The sequence below is a fragment of the Lactiplantibacillus sp. DA1 genome, assembly GCF_032681335.1.
Classification (GTDB): Bacteria; Bacillota; Bacilli; order Lactobacillales; family Lactobacillaceae; genus Lactiplantibacillus.
This window is the reverse complement of sequence record NZ_JAWHTQ010000001.1, coordinates 466,329-482,643: the sequence shown is the minus strand read 5'-3', so window position 1 is coordinate 482,643 and position 16,315 is coordinate 466,329. Positions and strand designations below refer to the sequence as shown.

At 43.7% G+C, this 16,315-nt stretch carries 18 protein-coding genes, 1 other RNA gene and 1 other annotated feature; of the genes, 13 read left to right on the top strand and 6 right to left on the bottom strand.

Features of this window, described 5'->3' with window-relative positions; all coding sequences use genetic code 11:
• The first annotated feature begins 266 nt into the window (after positions 1-266).
• The 9 genes from RXV91_RS02295 to rplL all read left to right on the top strand — a co-directional run bounded on the left by RXV91_RS02295 (position 267) and on the right by rplL (position 5,260).
• Positions 267-830, top strand: coding sequence for a sigma-70 family RNA polymerase sigma factor (locus tag RXV91_RS02295; RefSeq protein ID WP_316438489.1), 564 nt, complete (start codon positions 267-269; stop codon positions 828-830).
• 61 nt (positions 831-891) lie between these two features.
• Positions 892-1,041, top strand: coding sequence for a 50S ribosomal protein L33 (gene rpmG, locus RXV91_RS02290; RefSeq protein ID WP_003637768.1), 150 nt, complete (start codon positions 892-894; stop codon positions 1,039-1,041).
• Positions 1,042-1,052: 11 nt separating this feature from the next.
• Positions 1,053-1,238, top strand: a complete 186-nt coding sequence (gene secE, locus RXV91_RS02285; RefSeq protein ID WP_003640939.1) for a preprotein translocase subunit SecE — start codon at positions 1,053-1,055, stop codon at positions 1,236-1,238.
• A 104-nt stretch (positions 1,239-1,342) separates the two neighbouring features.
• Complete coding sequence (nusG, locus tag RXV91_RS02280; RefSeq protein WP_021731247.1) at positions 1,343-1,891, top strand: transcription termination/antitermination protein NusG; 549 nt, start codon at positions 1,343-1,345, stop codon at positions 1,889-1,891.
• Positions 1,892-1,923: 32 nt separating this feature from the next.
• On the top strand, positions 1,924-2,811 hold the full coding sequence (locus RXV91_RS02275; protein WP_316438488.1) for an alpha/beta hydrolase: 888 nt from the start codon (positions 1,924-1,926) through the stop codon (positions 2,809-2,811).
• A 101-nt stretch (positions 2,812-2,912) separates the two neighbouring features.
• Positions 2,913-3,338 carry a 50S ribosomal protein L11 gene (gene rplK / locus RXV91_RS02270; protein WP_003640942.1) on the top strand — a complete coding sequence of 142 codons (426 nt, stop codon included), beginning with the start codon at positions 2,913-2,915 and terminating at the stop codon, positions 3,336-3,338.
• A gap of 100 nt (positions 3,339-3,438) precedes the next feature.
• On the top strand, positions 3,439-4,128 hold the full coding sequence (rplA, locus tag RXV91_RS02265; RefSeq protein ID WP_316438487.1) for a 50S ribosomal protein L1: 690 nt from the start codon (positions 3,439-3,441) through the stop codon (positions 4,126-4,128).
• 55 nt (positions 4,129-4,183) lie between these two features.
• Positions 4,184-4,297 (top strand) — a sequence feature (ribosomal protein L10 leader region).
• A gap of 29 nt (positions 4,298-4,326) precedes the next feature.
• Entirely contained in the window at positions 4,327-4,830 is a 504-nt protein-coding gene (rplJ, locus tag RXV91_RS02260; RefSeq protein WP_021731244.1) for a 50S ribosomal protein L10, read from the top strand.
• Between the two features lie 61 nt (positions 4,831-4,891).
• Entirely contained in the window at positions 4,892-5,260 is a 369-nt protein-coding gene (gene rplL / locus RXV91_RS02255) for a 50S ribosomal protein L7/L12 (RefSeq protein WP_003637775.1), read from the top strand.
• A 361-nt stretch (positions 5,261-5,621) separates the two neighbouring features.
• On the opposite strand, the gene RXV91_RS02250 is transcribed toward rplL, so the two are convergent.
• Together RXV91_RS02250 and RXV91_RS02245 are read right to left on the bottom strand one after the other, a co-directional pair.
• Entirely contained in the window at positions 5,622-6,599 is a 978-nt protein-coding gene (locus tag RXV91_RS02250) for a DNA/RNA non-specific endonuclease (protein ID WP_316438486.1), read from the bottom strand.
• 12 nt (positions 6,600-6,611) lie between these two features.
• Complete coding sequence (locus tag RXV91_RS02245; protein ID WP_316438485.1) at positions 6,612-7,268, bottom strand: cell surface protein; 657 nt, start codon at positions 7,266-7,268, stop codon at positions 6,612-6,614.
• Between the two features lie 303 nt (positions 7,269-7,571).
• Here RXV91_RS02245 and mprF point away from each other — a divergent pair, with 303 nt between their 5' ends.
• On the top strand, positions 7,572-10,175 hold the full coding sequence (gene mprF, locus RXV91_RS02240; protein WP_316438484.1) for a bifunctional lysylphosphatidylglycerol flippase/synthetase MprF: 2,604 nt from the start codon (positions 7,572-7,574) through the stop codon (positions 10,173-10,175).
• A gap of 173 nt (positions 10,176-10,348) precedes the next feature.
• Here the strand turns inward: mprF and RXV91_RS02235 are convergent, their stop codons facing one another.
• From RXV91_RS02235 to RXV91_RS02220, 4 genes are all read right to left on the bottom strand, one after another.
• Positions 10,349-10,924 carry a TIGR00730 family Rossman fold protein gene (locus RXV91_RS02235; protein WP_316438483.1) on the bottom strand — a complete coding sequence of 192 codons (576 nt, stop codon included), beginning with the start codon at positions 10,922-10,924 and terminating at the stop codon, positions 10,349-10,351.
• 81 nt (positions 10,925-11,005) lie between these two features.
• A complete protein-coding gene (gene nrdF, locus RXV91_RS02230; RefSeq protein WP_316438482.1) occupies positions 11,006-12,016 on the bottom strand; it encodes a class 1b ribonucleoside-diphosphate reductase subunit beta in 1,011 nt (336 codons plus the stop codon).
• 27 nt (positions 12,017-12,043) lie between these two features.
• Entirely contained in the window at positions 12,044-14,209 is a 2,166-nt protein-coding gene (gene nrdE / locus RXV91_RS02225; protein ID WP_316438481.1) for a class 1b ribonucleoside-diphosphate reductase subunit alpha, read from the bottom strand.
• 138 nt (positions 14,210-14,347) lie between these two features.
• Positions 14,348-14,578: a redoxin NrdH gene (locus RXV91_RS02220; RefSeq protein WP_316438480.1), complete on the bottom strand. Its 231-nt coding sequence runs from the start codon at positions 14,576-14,578 to the stop codon at positions 14,348-14,350.
• Positions 14,579-14,800: 222 nt separating this feature from the next.
• Between RXV91_RS02220 and RXV91_RS02215 the strand changes: the two genes are divergently transcribed.
• From RXV91_RS02215 to ffs, 3 genes are all read left to right on the top strand, one after another.
• Positions 14,801-15,409: a class I SAM-dependent methyltransferase gene (locus RXV91_RS02215; protein ID WP_316438479.1), complete on the top strand. Its 609-nt coding sequence runs from the start codon at positions 14,801-14,803 to the stop codon at positions 15,407-15,409.
• Positions 15,410-15,411: 2 nt separating this feature from the next.
• Positions 15,412-15,918, top strand: coding sequence for a tRNA adenosine(34) deaminase TadA (gene tadA / locus RXV91_RS02210; protein ID WP_316438478.1), 507 nt, complete (start codon positions 15,412-15,414; stop codon positions 15,916-15,918).
• Positions 15,919-15,965: 47 nt separating this feature from the next.
• Positions 15,966-16,063, top strand: an RNA gene (ffs, locus tag RXV91_RS02205) — signal recognition particle sRNA small type.
• The last annotated feature ends 252 nt before the right edge of the window (positions 16,064-16,315 follow it).

Here is a 16,315-nt window from a genome sequence, read left to right as displayed (position 1 = left end):
TAGCTGGTTGCTTGTGACTTTGGGTTTTAAGATCATTTAACGATTTTTAGCGCTATGAATAATTCGGGCAATACGGCACTATTAGGTTTATAGATGGAAGATTTATGTGGGTTTTAATAACGACGCATAATGGAATTTCTGTGGGACTGCGGTAGATAAAATAAAACGTTCGTTCGCTTGTGATGGCAGTGTTGACCCGGTATATTAGCTGTACAGATACTCGGGGGTGCGGTTTCTGAAACTAACTCAGAAGCGAGGAATATCACGTGAATGAACAACAATTGATCTGCTTAGCTGCCGCCGGCGATGATATGAGTATTGACACACTGGCTCGGCAGTATGCTCCAGTTGTTTGGCGGTTGCGGCGTCAATATTATGTACGGAACTTCGATGAGGATGATTGGCTTCAAGAAGGCCGGATTGCGGTTTATCGGGCTGCTAAGAAATATCAGCGACTGCGTTTATGCAGTTTTGGTGCTTATTACCGGGTACTATTGAGTAATCAGATTATCGATCATATTCGGCGGACCCAAGCTCGCAAGCGCTGCCCAGAGGGTGAGCTGTTATCACTTGACGTCGATGATGAAGATACACTTTGTAAGCTGCAAACAACTAATCTTTCAACTGTAGACGTGGTTCATGTTCGTGAGCAAGTCCGAATTTTTCCGACCATTTGCTCAACATTTGAAGGGCTGGTCTTTGCTGATTTGTTAGCGGGGTATTCACCGGAACAGATTGCGTTGAAACGTCATGTAGCAGTTGCTCAAGTTGTCAATGCAACAGATCGGTGTCGTAAGAAGATGCGGGACTTGTTACAAGCCGCTGCCTGAAATTGACATTCGAAAAGTTCCATGCTAATGTTATACCTGATTTATTATGGAGGTTTTGTCGATGGCACAGAAAAAAGTTGCACTGGCATGTACCGTTTGTGGTTCACGAAACTACACGATTGATGCTAACCCGAATCGAACTGACCGCTTAGAAGTTAAGAAATTTTGTAAATATTGTGGTAAACACACACTTCATCGTGAAACGCGGTAGGGGGATTAGACATGCGCTTATTTAAATTTTTTGGTCAAGTTGGACACGAAATGAAAAAAGTGACCTGGCCGACTTGGCGTGAAAATCGTCGTGATTCTTGGACAGTTGTCTCAACATCACTGTTCTTCGTGGCGTTTTTCGCTTTGTTTGATTGGATTATTCAATTATTATTACAAATGTTAACAAGCTGGCATTAATGGCTTTTTGAATCAAATTTTGTTATAATAATGGTATTGAAAGAAAACTTCGTGCAAACGAGGTTTTTTTATTTTGCCAAAAGACATTTTAAAGGAGAAAAATAATGGTCGAGTCTGTTGAAAAAAGATGGTATGTCCTACATACCTATGCTGGTTATGAAAACAAGGTTAGTTCTAACTTGGAATCCCGTATTCAATCCATGGGAATGGAAGATAATATCTTCCGTGTCGTTGTACCCGAAGAAGAAGCCCACGAAGTCAAGAATGGGAAAGATAAAGTTGAAATGAAGAAAATCTTCCCTGGTTATGTCTTGGTTGAAATGGTCATGACGGATCAAGCTTGGTACATCGTTCGGAATACGCCTGGTGTTACGGGATTCTTAGGCTCACATGGACAAGGTAGTAAGCCAACGCCATTGTTACCAGATGAAGCGGAACAAATCTTACATCAATTAGGGATGAGCGCTCGTCATACCGAATTGGACGTCGAAGTTGGCGAGCAAGTGACAATCATTGACGGGGCCTTTTCTGGTCTTTCCGGTGAAATCACGGAAATTGATAACGAAAAGATGAAGCTGAAGGTTAATATCAATATGTTCGGTCGGGAAACAAGTACTGAATTGGACTTCGATCAAGTTGACCAGATTCGGTAATTAATTTTAATTAAGTAAGCTGGTGGACCATCTTGGCAGAAGTAATTTTAGTCATCATCGGCGTCTTAGTGTTCGGTATTTTGAGTCGAATCACGTTTAAATTTTGGCAGTATGGGCGGCCACAGCATTTGCGGCAAACGGTACCAGCTAATTCAGCGGATGATAGTGCCGTTACGTTGTTTATTCCAGGTTATGCTGGTAATCGATTTTCATTTGGTGGTATGTTGCAACGGTTTACGGCGGGAGGCATTGCCAATAAGTCACTAGTTGTGATGATTGATCGGCACAATCATCCCCATGTGACTGGTGAGCTAGACGCTTATCGACCAATGGTACAACTGATTTTTGCCACGCCACGAGTTGCCGTGCGACAGCAAGCAGCTGGCGTGTTAGCGGTCGTTCAGTATTTGATTGCGCACGAACATGTTCAAACGATTAATTTAGTGGCCCATTCAATGGGTGGGGTTGTTTTATTTCAATACCTCACAACGGCAGCTAAACTGGTGAATTTGCCAGAAGTCCGTAAGGTTGTCACCATTGGGGCGCCGTTTAATGATAGCGAGGTCGGGCAAAATACTTATCCGATTGAAAATCACCCATTGACGGCAACCGGCCCGACCAAAACGACGCCCGTTTATAATTATTTTTTGCGAACGCTCCAACGATTACCAAATACAATCTCGTATTTAAATATTGCGGGGAATATTGGCGATGCGGCGCAAAGTGATGGTGCAGTCGCTCTGAATAGTGCGTTGTCATTGCGCTTTTTACTGCGACCAACACGTGACCAGTATCAAGAATTTGTCGTGCATGGCAAGAACGCTCGCCATTCACGACTACATGAAAACTACGAAGTTGATCGGCAAATCGTCCAATTTTTGTATCCAGATACCACAAAAAAGGTTGCTGGTGAAAAATAGATATGCTACAATGACATTTGTGCGTCACGTATGCACGTTTACGTGGGAGGAGCAAAAACTCAGCTCCATTTACCACATCACGGACTAAGGAGGAATGTCTCGTGGCTAAAAAAGTAGCTAACGTTGTTAAATTACAAATTCCTGCGGGCAAAGCAACACCTGCTCCGCCAGTTGGCCCAGCTTTAGGTCAAGCAGGTATCAATATCATGGGTTTCACAAAGGATTTCAATGCTCGTACTGCTGATCAAGCAGGTATGATCATCCCCGTTGTGATTACGGTGTATGAAGATCGTTCATTCGATTTCATCACTAAGACCCCACCTGCTGCCGTTCTATTAAAGAAAGCTGCCGGTGTTGAAAGTGGTTCCGGTGAACCTAACACGAAAAAGGTTGCAACTGTAACCAAAGATCAAGTTAAGCAAATCGCCGAAACTAAAATGCAAGATCTAAACGCAGCTGATGTTGAAGCAGCTATGCGCATGATCGAAGGTACTGCTCGGAGTATGGGATTCACCGTCGAAGGCTAATTCAGTACTGTTGAGTATGTCGGACACTTCATCAAAATGAATGTGTCAAGTGGGAGGAAATCTCCGTTTGAACCACATTTGCAAGGAGGAAAACACTTAGATGGCAAAGAAAAGTAAACAATACCAAGAAGCCGCTAAGCTCGTTGATCGTGACAAAGCTTACGATGTAACTGAAGCGGTAGACTTGGTTAAAAAAATGGATTTCGCAAAGTTTGATGCAACTGTTGAAGTTGCCTTCAAATTAAACGTTGATACAAAGCAAGCCGACCAACAACTTCGTGGCGCGGTTGTCCTTCCTAATGGTACCGGTAAAGATCAAACCGTTATCGTTTTCGCTAAGGGTGACAAGGCTAAGGAAGCTGAAGCAGCCGGCGCTGACTTTGTTGGTGAAACTGATTTAGTTCAGAAGATCCAAGACGGTTGGTTAGACTTTGACGTCGCAATCGCTACCCCTGACATGATGGCCCAAGTTGGTCGTTTAGGTCGGGTTCTTGGACCTAAAGGCTTAATGCCTAACCCTAAGACTGGTACGGTTACGATGGACGTTGCTAAAGCCGTTAACGACTCAAAAGCTGGTAAGGTGACTTACCGGACTGACCGTGACGGTAACGTTCATATTCCTGTTGGCAAGGTATCATTTGATACTGACAAGTTAGTTGGTAACTTCAAGACTATTGAAGACACCATCGTTAAAGCTCGTCCAGCCTCAGTACGTGGGACTTTCATCGAAAACTTGGTTGTTACTTCAACCTTTACCCCAGCGGTACGTGTTGATTTAGCATCATTTTAAAGATTAAGTTCTGAAAACAATTGACCCCGTGGGTGATCTGTGATAGATTACTAGAGGTTAAGTAATATCTCTACCTAAGACTCAGGCGGCTTAACGGCCTTAATCTACCTGCCGAGGACATTGTTTTTTCTCTATGTCTTGGTGGACATAGGGATTTTTTTATAAATCCCTGAACCAAAATTCTGGGAGGTGAATCTGTTGAGTAAAGAAACAATTGCTGTTAAAGCACAAGAAGTCGAAGAAGTTGCAGAACAATTGAAGAACTCAGTATCAGCCATTGTTGTTGATTACCGTGGTTTGACGGTTGAACAAGTAACTGATTTACGTAAGCAATTACGTGAAGCCGGTGTTAAGATGCGCGTTATCAAAAACAAGATCATGGTACGTGCCGCTGATAAGGCCGGATTTGAAGACTTAAAACCTGTATTTGCTGGTCCTACTGCTGTTGCCTTCTCTGAAGAAGACCCAGTTGCTCCTGCAAAGATCTTGGCTAACTTCGCGAAGACCGCTGATGCCCTTCAATTAAAGGGTGGCGTGATCGAAGGTAAAGTTGCTGATCTTGAAACTGTTCAAGAATACGCTACGATGCCATCACGTGAAGAATTATTGGCTACGATCGCCAACTTGTTACAAGCACCTGTTCGTAACGTTGCATACGCTGTTAAGGCGGTTGCTGAAAAAGGCGACGAAGACGCAGCTTAATTTGCTGTCAGTGTGTTAAAAAAACTAAAATATAAGTTCATATAAAATGGAGGAACAAAAAATGGCTTTTGATAAAGATGCTATTATCGACTCATTAAAAGAAGCTTCAATCTCAGATTTAAACGACTTAGTTAAGGCTATCGAAGAAGAATTCGATGTCTCAGCTTCAGCTCCAGTTGCTGTTGCCGGTGCTGCTGGTGGCGATGCTGCCGCTGCTAAGGATTCATACGATGTTGAATTAACTGAATCCGGTGACCAAAAGGTTAAGGCTATTAAGGCCGTTCGTGATATCACTGGTCTTGGCTTGAAAGACGCCAAGGGTCTTGTTGACAACGTACCTTCAATCATCAAAGAAGGCGTTTCAGAAGACGAAGCCAACGATATGAAAGCTAAGCTTGAAGAAGTTGGTGGTGTCGTTACCCTTAAGTAATTATTTACTTAACGGAACGTCATCAGACCACACCTTATTATGGGGTGTGGTCTTTTTTTATCTCTGGATGTGGCCTTGGCGTGAATCACATGCATGACCACGCATATAACGATTACTGAGAATTTGTGCTTAGGCTAAGTTTTAGTGCAACTTGATGTCAACCACCGTATGATTACGGTGACTTGGCGTTAGAAACGTAACCGCATTGGATTAAGCAAGTCAAAATAAGCTCAACAGACGCGCTATGTGGCGTTCTGTTGGGCTTGTTTTAAAATTTCACTTGAGTTGAACTTCTGGTCGACAGGACACTATCACTTTTGTGGCTGCTGCGTGATAGGCTGAATACGATGCTCAATGATCGTTAGTGACTGACCTGACTAGTGCCATCAGTATAGTTCAAGGTCATACCGGGCTGGATATTGAAAATATAGACATTAAAACTAACAGCATTGCTACCAACTGACTGACCACGCATTTGAACACCGCGGGCTAACAGTTCGTTACCTTTGAAAATGGGGGTCACTTGATAGCGGACGTAGTTTTTCGGACTTTCTTTCAAATAGGCCGCAACTTGGTTTTCATAGGTCGTCATTTCAGGGTCATTCAAAGAACGAGTGCCGGTCATGAGGTTCTTGATATTGTTGTTTTGCCCCGTTAATTGATAGCCAATCAGATGACTGCGGTTGTAAAGCCAACCGCTACTGATGCGTTTATTATGCCAACCAGTTGGTCGAACGTTCAGGGATTCACGTTCAGTTTTGGGCATCAGTGACTGATTTAAGAGGGCATTAGCAGCCGTCACCCGGTTAAGTGAGTCTAAATTGCCATATTGTTGCCAGGCACCCTGACTCAGACTGAGCTCCTTAGTGGTAAATGCGGGCTGATTCTGATTAATCGTGATCGTTTGTTGACCGTTGTAAGTTTTACTAGCCAACGCAGTGTTACTTGGGTTATGGTCGGAATTGACCTTGGTTGGTGCTGTTGTCAAAGTTGCACCAGCTTGCTTGTTCGTAACTTTGAGTCTGTCAATATGTTGTTGACTACTCGAAAGTTTTTTCACAGCCTGCTTTAAGCTGCTAGCAGAAGCACGATTGGCAGCTTGAAGTGCCGTCAATTGCTTGTCATTCTTAGCTGTTACTAAGTGTGTCTTAGTAACAGTCTTTATCTTCACAGTTGGCTGAGTGGATTCATCAGATATGCCGAGAATACTAAAGCTGACAAGCAATGCGATAATGGCTGGCCAACTATGCCGCCACCATTGATGTCCCCGATAGCGACGATGTAAGTGCCAGAACCAGTACAGGGTTGCAAAAAATAAGATGGTGCCGATTAATGCCATGAAGAGCTCCTCCTATCGAAGTGACTTACGGTAACCAGCGGCACGCGCCGCGTCTTCCGTACTAAAGTAAATGGCATTTTTACCGGCCATCCGGTAGTTTTGTCCCGTTTCAACGTGATAAATTTTGGAATTGCGGTTACCTACGATACGTCCAGTTTGGGCGGTATCGGTATCGCCAGAAAAATTATTCTGCCGACTCGTGGTTGCGGTACTAGTTTGAGTTTGTTGACTTTGAGCAGCTGCTTGACTGCTGGCCTTGGCCTCTTGCTTAGATTGGCTAACCGCCGCGACGGCCGAAGCGAACTGGGAACGTGATTGTGCGGCTGTTTCACTAGCTGCTGATTTAGTGACGGCCTGTGACGCTGATTTTGATGCGGCCGTTGCGTCGTCATGTTTTTCTTTTAGTTGTTCGGATTGACGCTTTGCCTGACTGGTTGCAATTGCGAGTTGGGTCGTGTTTGAACTAAGGACTTTGGCTGAGGCCGCGTTAGCCCGACTAGCGGCCTTTGCTTTTGCCCAGGCGGCTTTATTAGCGGCAGTCCGTTTCTCAACCCGAACCGTCTTGGTTTTGACACTGGTATGGTTGGCGGCTTGTTGGTTACCAGTGGTACAGCCGGTTAAGATGAGTAGACTCGTTAGTGTAACGACGAATCTTTTTGCATGATGCATAAGAGATTCCTCCTTGTTTATGTATCACTTTAATTATATATAAACGGTAAAGGCTGGTAAAGCGAGCTTGGTAACTAAAAATCAATTAATATTGTTTTATGATGGTATTAATTTCAACGATTAATCATAATTAGCGCTAACGACTAACACCCATTCGGAACGATTTAGTAGCAGGTATTTAAAATATTCATAGCTTAATACGGCAACAAATCAGCCCTGTGGGGGTTATTAACGACCTATAACGGTTGTATAAACGGGCTAAGATTGCGATAATAGAACAAACACACCAATGGGGGAATTTTTTTGAAGGCAACGTTACAGAAAATCGGGACGGCACTCAATAAACGCATGGGGATCATCAAAGCATTATTTGTATTCTCTGTCCTGTTATTTGTGATTACGGAAGTCGGCAAAATTGCGAAGGAAGTCAGTGGCGCGCAGTTGGCGAATGCGCTTGCTTCGCAAAGCTGGTGGCATCTGTTGAGCATGGTCGTGATTGGTATTATCGCAGTGACACCAATGCTGACGTATGACGTCATGATTACAAAGTTTTTACCCAACCACTATTCACTTGGCTATATCTTAAAAGCTGGATGGATCACCAATACATTTACGAATATCGGTGGTTTTGGGGGCGTGCTGGGCGCCTCACTGCGTGCTAACTTTTATAATCGCGAAGCCACTAAGAAACAAATCGTGTTTGCCATTTCCAAGATTGCTTTGTTTTTAGTTTCGGGATTGTCATTATATTGTATGATCTCACTCGTGCTAGTCTATGGCTTTGGCATTGGGAACATGTATGGCAGTTACTGGATCTGGCTCGTCGGTGGTGCACTGTATTTTCCAGCCATCTTTATTTTTACACGGGTCAACGATTCGGAATTCTTCGATGGCCTTACGCTCGGCAACGTCGTTCGGTTATTGAGTGGGTCGTTTGGTGAATGGACTGGCTGTGTGCTGTTCTTCTTATTAATTGGAAACTTTATGGGATTACCCATTGATTTTGCAGCGGTCGTGCCGTTATTCGTGATTGCTTCGGTTGTCGGTGAAGTGTCAATGGTACCCGGTGGTATTGGGTCATTCGACGTTTTCATGATTTTTGGCCTCGGTGCGGTCGGAGTTTCTCGACCAGACGCAGTCGCATGGCTCTTATTTTACCGGTTATTCTACTATATTATCCCGTTTGCCATCGGGTTGGTCTTATTCATCCATGACACCGGCCATCGCTTAAACGTGCGCTTAGCGGGTATTCCTAAGCAGGCATTACAACGTGTTGCTCAGATGGTACTGACGGTTTTTCTCTACTTTTCTGGTTTTCTGATGTTGTTGATGTCAACGGTCCCTAACTTTGCATATAACAATAAACTCTTCTTACAGTTTTATCCGTACACCTTTTTCTTTATTAATCAGGCCAGCAGTATTATTATGGCCTTCTTACTGATTGGGGTGGCATTGGGAACTGCTGGTCGAGTCAAAAAAGCTTTTTGGCCAACGGTGATTGTGCTGCTGATTGCCATTTTGAATACGATTCGCTGGCTCGTCGTTTATGATGCAATTTCGATGAAATTTGTGATTTTCTTGATTGTGATTCTAGCGCTAGTGGCTTTATCGCGGCATGCTTATTATCGTGATCGGTTGGCTTTTTCGTGGGGGCAAACGTTGTGGGTTAGCTGCGTGTATGTGGTGACCTTTATCTTGTATACGATTGTGGGGGTCTATAACGCGCCCCAAATTCATCATCGGCATGCGGTTCCTGAAGCTCTGTTCTTCCCATCACAAAAGCTCTGGTTATTTGGAGTGATTGGGTTAGTCTTAGCGGCAATGATTTTGATTATTATGTACCGCTACTTTGCGAGTGGCTATAACGCCCGATTGCGTCAAAAGATGGATGCGGCTCGGGTCAAACAAGTGATTGAAACTTATGGCGGCAATGAAATCTCACACTTGGCTTATTTAAATGATAAGTTAGCATATTACTATCAAGTCGATGGGGTCGATCAACTGGTTTTCTTATACCAACAGAAGGCCGATAAACTGATTATTATGGGAGAGCCATTCGGTAATCAAGCGGTATTACAAGCTGCCTTGGAACAGTTATTGGATGACGCAGATAGTGACGGTTGCTCGCTAGTCTTTTACGAAATTAGTGAGATGCTGACGATGCGCCTACACGAAATGGGCTTTGACTTTATCAAAACCGGTGAAGAAGGGCACGTCAAATTGGCAGACTTTAGTTTGGCTGGTAAACGGCTACGGGGTGAGCGGGCCCTAATGAATAAGTTTACCCGGGATCACTATGAGTTTGCCATCTTGCAGCCACCGTTCAGTGCCGACGTTATGGCTGAATTACGAGCTGTTTCGGATAGTTGGTTAGCAGGTGAGACGGAAAAAGGATTCTCGCTCGGATTTTTTGATGAGCAGTATCTCAATCAGGCACCCGTAGCGGTTGTTTATGATCCTGACCACCGAATTGTCGCGTTTGCGAATATTATGCCGCAGGGAAATCATCAGACGACTTCAATTGACTTAATGCGGTCAAGCAAATCGGCGCCATCCGGCATTATGGACACGGTCTTTGTGCACCTATTTGAACAGGCGCGTGACGATGGCTATGCCTATTTCAATATGGGAATGGCACCATTATCCGGTGTAGGGGTTTCACGCTACAGTTTTATTCAAGAAAAAATTGCTCATTTAATTTACGAATATGGCTATCAGTTATATGGTTTTCAGGGATTACGGTCGTACAAGGAGAAGTATGTGACCGAGTGGGAACCAAAGTATATTGCGTACCGAAAGCGTAATTCGCTAATTTTCACCATTTTACAATTGCTACAAGTTGTTAATACCCGGGTGCACAAGTCTGAGCGGCACCGGCCAGTGTGGTTGTTGAAACGATTGAAATAACTGAATAGTATGTCATAAAGTAAGTATCGTTAATGACATAGCAAAATGCCCCATCACTGCGAGAAGCAATGATGGGGCATTTTATGATGATTTTAGAATTCAGCCGACTAATATGATGAGGGCTGAATTAATTGTGGCAGAAGCACTAGAGCTGCTTTGTGTAGGCTAGATTATTAGTTCGTATACTTAGGTGGTAATACATGTTTGAAATCATGGAAACCAGTGAAAATTTCGTCAAGATCATGTCCATTAATGAATAGGTCGAGGTTAGCCTCGGGGGCAAACCCTAAGTCGGCGGTCTTTTGTAGCATGGCGACTAGGTCGTCGTAGAAGCCGTCGATGTTGTAGAGCGCAATCGGCTTTTGGTGAATATCCATTTGACTCCAAGATAACATTTGTAAGAACTCTTCAAAGGTGCCAAACCCGCCAGGTAAAACGATAAAAGCGTCAGCGAGGTGAAGCATCTTTTCTTTACGTTCGGTCATCGTGCGTGTTTCGATAAAAGTTGTCACGTCTTTAAAAGCGAGTTCTCTTGCGACCAGAAAATGCGGGATGATCCCAATAACGCGGCCACCAGCATCCATAGTTGCTTTGGCGACTTTCCCCATTAAACCATGGTCGCCACCGCCATAGACGAGTTGGTAATCGTTAGTGGCCAAATACTGCCCAAGGGCCACCGTCTTGTCACTAAACGCGGGGTTCAAACCAGAGTTCGACCCACAAAAAACACAGATATTATGAATTGCCATTCTAAACTACTCCCAAGATAAAATTTGCTATCAAAAATGCGGCCCACATAGGCGCCGCATTTTTACTAACTAGCATATTGATTAATCGTCTGGATCACCAATATCGTAGTCGGTGTCTTGCATGGCTTCAACTTGACCTAACCGGTAGCCATTCCCAACTTGTGAGAAGAAATCATGGTTAGAAGTTCCCGTTGAAATTCCGTTCATGACGACTGGGTTAACGTCTTCCGCCGTGTCTGGGAAGAGTGCGTCTTGTCCTAAGTTCATTAGCGCTTTGTTGGCGTTGTAACGACTGAAGGTTAAGACTTCATCAGACCAGCCGATTTGATCGTAAACTAAGTGAATATAGTTTTCTTCATTCTCGTAGAGCTTGTATAAGAAGTCAAACATCCAGTCTTTAAATTCAGCTTGTTGTTTCTCAGAACGTTCTTTGAAGCCTAATTGGAACTTGTAACCGATATAGGTGCCATGGACACTTTCGTCTCGTAAGATAAGTTTGATGATTTCCGCCACGTTTGGTAATTGGTTATGACCCAAATAGTATAACGGGGTGTAGAAACCTGAATAGAACAAGAAAGTTTCCAAGAAGACGTTCGCAACTTTTTGCTTCAATGGATCTTCATCGATGTTATCGTAAAGTTTATAGATCCATTGAGCCTTTGATTGAAGAAACTCTTCGCTGTCACTCCAATCAAAAATTTCATTGATTTCGTCCGGAGTGTTTAACGTCTCGAAAATTGTTGAATAACTCTTCGCATGAACGGATTCCATGAACTGGATGTTATTTAGTACAGCCGTTTCATGTGAAGTTAAGACGTGTCGGCGGAGTGCCTGCAGACCGTCTTGTGATTGTAGAGTATCCAGTAACGTTAAGCCACCGAAGACGTGTCCCACGACCCACCGGTGATCATCATCCAATTCACGCCAGTCTGCCATGTCGTTGGAAACTGGAATCCGGGTGTCTAACCAAAATTGTTCGGTTAACTTTTCCCAAGTACTTTTATCAATTGCATCTGAAACTCGATCCCAGTTAATTGCCTTATAGTTGCCATTACTGAGCAGTTTTTGGTAGTAAGCCAAGTCTGTTGCCATTTGTTATCCTCCTAGAGATCTAAGATACTAAATTACGCAGCTTTCACATTCGTTAACACCGACTTCGCCATCGTCATCCGTAAAGGTCCGAATATAATAAATCGATTTGATTCCTTTGCGGTAGGCGTAGTTCCGTAAAATGTTTAAGTCCCGCGTGGTCATCTTATCAGTGCGACCATCTTTCCATTCGTATAAGCCAGCTGGAATAGTTGACCGCATGAAGAGGGTCAAGCTCATTCCTTGGTCAACGTGTTGTTGAGCAGCCGCATAGACATCGATAACTTTACGCATATCAGTATCGTATGCTGACTTATAATAGTTAATTGTATCATTAGATAGGTAAGGAGCGGGATAATAAATCTTACCAATTTTCTTTTCTTGTCGTTCTTCGACCCGGTTGATGATTGGGTGTAGGCTGGCAGTCGTATCGTTGATGTACGAAATTGATCCATTTGGGGCGACAGCCATCCGGTTTTGATGATAGAGACCATCACGCATAACGGCTTCTTTGAGGGCTTCCCAATCAGCTTTGGTTGGAATGAAGATACTGTCAAACAGTGCAGCGGTCTTGTCATATTTTGGTTGCCAATCTTGGGTGGTGTACTTGTCAAAGTAAGAACCATCGGCATACTTGGATTTTTCAAAGTTAACGAAGGTTTCGTGACGTTCACGCGCAATTTCGTTAGAAGCTTTTAAGGTCCAGTAGTTTAAGAGTAAGAAGTAGATATTGGTAAAGTCAACGGCTTCTTTGCTGCCGTATTCCATTTGATTCTTCGCGAAAAAGGCATGGAGCCCCATGGCACCTAATCCAATGGTATGGGCTTGACGGTTCCCTTTTTGGATTGAAGGGACGACGTCGACGTTAGAGTGGTCAGTAACAAAAGTTAACGCGCGCACCATGGCTTCAACGGAATGTCCAAAGTCTGGAGAGGTCATTAAGTTAACAATGTTAGTCGAACCAAGGTTACAACTAATATCAGTTCCCAACTTCTCATACTGTTGTTGGTCATCAATTAGTGATGGGGTTTGCACTTGCATCACTTCTGAGCACAAGTTACTCATCACGATTTTACCATCGATAGGATTTTCGCGGTTCGCGGTATCAATGTTGACGACGTATGGGTAGCCAGATTCTTGTTGTAACTTGCTGATTTCATTTTCAAGGTCACGCGCCTTGATCTTAGTCTTACGGATGTTCGGGTTCTTGACCATATTGTCGTATTCTTTGGTGATATCGACATATGAGAACGGTACCCCGTATTCGCGTTCAACACCGTAAGGGCTGAAGAGATACATATCAGCGTCGGCCTTGATCAACTCGTAAAACTTGTCGGGTACGGTGACCCCGAGTGAAAGCGTCTTGAGCCGAATCTTTTCGTCGGCGTTTTCCTTCTTAGCAGAAAGAAAGGCAATGATATCAGGATGGAAGACACTGAGGTAAACGACCCCGGCACCTTGACGTTGACCTAACTGGTTAGAGTAGGAGAAACTATCTTCTAATAATTTCATGACGGGGACGACCCCACTAGCAGCGCCATCGATATGCTTGATTGGATCACCGGCACCCCGTAAGTTGCTGAGGTTAATACCGACCCCGCCGCCGATCCGAGAAAGTTGTAACGCGGAGTTAATCGTCCGGCCGATTGAGTTCATATCATCGGTCGATTGAATCAAGAAGCAAGAAATCAATTCACCACGCCGGGCCCGGCCAGCATTGAGAAAACTAGGAGTGGCTGGTTGATAACGTTGGTGGACGATTTCATTGGCCAGGTCCATCGCCAAGTCTTCATTACCATCAGCAAAGTAGAGGGCGTTCATTGCCACACGGTCAATAAAGTTTTCCAAGTAATAGTCGCCATCATCCGTCTTTAAAGCGTATTGGGCATAAAATTTGTAAGCCGCCATAAACGTCTTGAAGTGGAAGTCTTGCGACCGCAAGTAATCGTAAAGTTTTTCGATAAAGCTAAAATCATACTTATCAATGGTAGGGGTTTCCAAATAGTCGTGTTCACGCAGGTAGTCAAAGCGGGCCTTGAGACTATCAAATTTCATCGTGTTCGGTTCAACATTTTGTTCAAGGAAAGCGGCAAGTGCCTCCTGATCCTTGTTGAGCGGAATCTGATTGTTAACGGGAATATTGATCTCATTATTTAAGTCGTAATACGTGACGTCTTTTAAATCTTTTAAGGTCATAAGGAATCCTCTTTCTATCAGTATAATTGTGGCTGGCAAAATCGACGACCCACAATCAGTAGGTTGATGATTGTGGGCCGTTAAGCATATTTTAAAGGGTAAACTAGCTATGTAACCACGCAAAAAAGCGTGAGCAAACTAAACAGCTAATTGTTTTAAAGCATCAGGACGGAAGCCAGCAATGCTGTCTTCGCCATTGATTTCAACGACCGGAACGGCATGGAAACCTTGCTCCTTCAAGTAATCGACGTATTCAGGATTCGTATTGATGTTCTTCTCTTCAAAGGCAATGTTGTGCGCCGTGAGGAACTTCTTAGTCATCTTGCATTGCATGCAGTTGTTTTTAGTAAATACAGTAACTTTTTTCATTTTTCATCATCCTAACTCGTTTTTCTGATAAATTTAGTATACAACATGTGGTGAAAAAAACAATCAAAAAACACAACATCTAGGGTGTGGTAAAAATCACAAGCCCTAGATGTTGTGTTAGTGTCAGCTTTTAACCGACTAAAAAGTTTTTTAAATTATTTGTGGTTCACTCGCTGAATCAGTTATCATAGATATAGACCAGAAATTTAGAGGAAAATAAATATGACCAACTATTATTATACACACAATCCGGATATTGTGCATGATGAAAAGCAATGGAATTTTGAAATTTTTAATCACTCGTTTAAATTTACGACGGACAACGGTGTCTTCTCCAAGCGTACCGTGGATTACGGCTCACGAACACTACTCGCAGCGTTTGATCCGACTGATTTGCCAGCGGGCCCAATGCTAGATTTGGGAACCGGATACGGTCCCATTGGGATGGCGCTCGCGTATCAATCACCCGAACGAACGGTTGATATGGTCGATGTGAACGAGTTAGCGCTAAGCTTAGCGCGTAAAAATGTTGCTTTGAACCAAATTACGAATACCAATATTTTTACGTCTGATGTCTATCAACAAGTAACCGCGACTAATTATGCGGCGATTGTCACCAATCCACCGGTGCGCGCAGGCAAGGCAGTGGTGGATGCAATGTTAACGGGGGCTGTCTCACGGCTAGTCGTTGGTGGGACACTCACCGTCGTTTTACAGAAAAAACAGGGCGCACCATCTGCGAAGAAATTGATGCAAATGACCTTTGGTAATTGTCAGGTGATTAAGAAGGACAGAGGGTATTACATCCTACAAAGTGTAAAGGAGGGATAGTCGTGACGGAACCAACAGCGGAAGACTGGATGCAAGAAGCGTTACATGAAGCGCGAATGGCCTACTTAATTGGCGAAGTGCCGATTGGGGCTGTGATCGTTCACCAGGGTGAAATTATTGGCCGTGGGCACAATTTACGGGAGCATGGTCAGGATGCAACGATGCATGCTGAAATTATTGCGATTCAAGAAGCTTGTGAGTATTTGCATAGCTGGCGATTGGAAGATTGTCAGCTGTATGTCACCTTGGAACCATGTTTGATGTGTAGTGGGGCCATTATTAATGCACGGCTACCTGAACTTTACTTTGGTGCTCGCGATCCCAAGGCTGGCGCCGTTCGTAGTTTGTATCAGGTGATGGATGATACCCGGTTAAATCATCAAGTAACGGTTCATGAACGTGTTATGGCACGTCCGGCCGGCGAGATGTTGGAAAACTTTTTCCGCGGGATTCGTAAACGGAAAAAGGCGGCCAAAAAAGCACGACGCGAAGCTGCTGAAAAAAATTAGGCCGATGGCTGGTAATTGTGGCGCAAATCATGTATTATAGTATTTGCCGCAAGGCCAAAAGGCAAGGGTGGATTTACGAATCGTGTCAGGTCCGGAAGGAAGCAGCACTAAGTTTGCTTCATCTTGTGCCTTTTGTTTTTATGAAATGTAACAGCTCTTAGCCATTCGGTTGAGAGCTTTTTATTTAAATTAAATGTTGAGTGTTAGTTTTGGACGTGCTGATAGGTTGGTTAATTGTTATTTACCTATTATTATAGTAGTAATACGTTATTTGGATGATGCTTTTCAGACTGACAGTCAAAACCATCGCTTGTTGAGGGAATAACCAGAATACTTAACAAGGGTGGTTACAGGTCTGGGTTTAGACTCGTTGACAAGTATACTTAGATGCTTAGTT

Bases quoted from the DNA above. Each gene is read 5' to 3' on its own strand.
- rplL (WP_003637775.1), top strand. From the start codon at position 4,892: ATGGCTTTTGATAAAGATGCTATTATCGACTCATTAAAAGAAGCTTCA.
- rpmG (WP_003637768.1), top strand. From the start codon at position 892: ATGGCACAGAAAAAAGTTGCACTGGCATGTACCGTTTGTGGTTCACGA.
- RXV91_RS02215 (WP_316438479.1), top strand. From the start codon at position 14,801: ATGACCAACTATTATTATACACACAATCCGGATATTGTGCATGATGAA.
- secE (WP_003640939.1), top strand. From the start codon at position 1,053: ATGCGCTTATTTAAATTTTTTGGTCAAGTTGGACACGAAATGAAAAAA.
- rplA (WP_316438487.1), top strand. From the start codon at position 3,439: ATGGCAAAGAAAAGTAAACAATACCAAGAAGCCGCTAAGCTCGTTGAT.
- RXV91_RS02235 (WP_316438483.1), bottom strand. From the start codon at position 10,924: ATGGCAATTCATAATATCTGTGTTTTTTGTGGGTCGAACTCTGGTTTG.
- RXV91_RS02250 (WP_316438486.1), bottom strand. From the start codon at position 6,599: ATGGCATTAATCGGCACCATCTTATTTTTTGCAACCCTGTACTGGTTC.
- RXV91_RS02245 (WP_316438485.1), bottom strand. From the start codon at position 7,268: ATGCATCATGCAAAAAGATTCGTCGTTACACTAACGAGTCTACTCATC.
- nrdE (WP_316438481.1), bottom strand. From the start codon at position 14,209: ATGACCTTAAAAGATTTAAAAGACGTCACGTATTACGACTTAAATAAT.
- nusG (WP_021731247.1), top strand. From the start codon at position 1,343: ATGGTCGAGTCTGTTGAAAAAAGATGGTATGTCCTACATACCTATGCT.
- nrdF (WP_316438482.1), bottom strand. From the start codon at position 12,016: ATGGCAACAGACTTGGCTTACTACCAAAAACTGCTCAGTAATGGCAAC.
- RXV91_RS02220 (WP_316438480.1), bottom strand. From the start codon at position 14,578: ATGAAAAAAGTTACTGTATTTACTAAAAACAACTGCATGCAATGCAAG.